This window comes from Peptostreptococcus anaerobius 653-L, from assembly GCF_000178095.1.
Classification (GTDB): Bacteria; Bacillota; Clostridia; order Peptostreptococcales; family Peptostreptococcaceae; genus Peptostreptococcus; species Peptostreptococcus anaerobius.
Genome location: NZ_ADJN01000022.1, coordinates 1 through 704, shown reverse-complemented (window position 1 = coordinate 704; position 704 = coordinate 1). Strand labels below are relative to the sequence as shown.

2 protein-coding genes are annotated in these 704 nt (G+C 38.4%); both read left to right on the top strand.

Annotation, left to right across the window (positions count from 1 at the left end; translation table 11 throughout):
- Window positions 1-379 (top strand): reverse transcriptase domain-containing protein (locus HMPREF0631_RS10325; RefSeq protein WP_002843374.1); only part of this gene is annotated, 379 nt, incomplete at its 5' end.
- The coding region (locus HMPREF0631_RS10320) for a reverse transcriptase domain-containing protein (RefSeq protein WP_330360451.1) at window positions 379-704 on the top strand (326 nt) is incomplete at its 3' end. The genes HMPREF0631_RS10325 and HMPREF0631_RS10320, both read left to right, overlap by 1 nt.

Sequence of the window (704 nt, the reverse complement as noted above, 5' to 3'; positions counted from 1 at the left end):
TCTTGGAATTCCAACAGTAGTAGACAGAATCATAGAACAAGCAATTACCCAAGTTCTAACACCAATATTTGAGCCGCAGTTTAGTGAACATAGTTATGGTTTTAGACCAGGTAGAAGAGCACAACAAGCAATAGTAAAGCTACTAGAATATCTAAATGATGGATACACATACGTAGTGGACATTGACCTAGAAAAGTTCTTTGATAACGTACCACAGGACAAACTTATGTACCTTGTAGGTAAAACGGTGAAAGACCCAGATGTAATATCTCTTGTAACTAAGTATCTAAGAGCTGGAGTTATGGTAAAAGGGAAATACAAAGAAACCACTATAGGAACTCCCAAGGAGGTAACTTATCCCCTCTGCTCAGTAACATAATGCTCAATGAATTAGACAAAGAGTTAGAAGCACGAGGATTGCACTTTGTTAGATATGCAGATGACTGTATAATAACCGTTGCAAGCAGTGCAGCTGCAAATAGAGTGATGCATACGGTCACATCGTGGATAGAGAGGAAGTTAAGCCTTAAGGTAAATGCTACTAAATCCAAAGTCACAAAACCAACGAGGCTCAAGTACCTAGGATTTGGCTTTGTGAAAATGAATGGAAAATGGGAAGCCAGACCACATAAAGATTCGATAAATAGGTTTAAGAGGAAACTCAAGAAACTAACATATCGTTCGTGGTCAGTATCTATGGACTA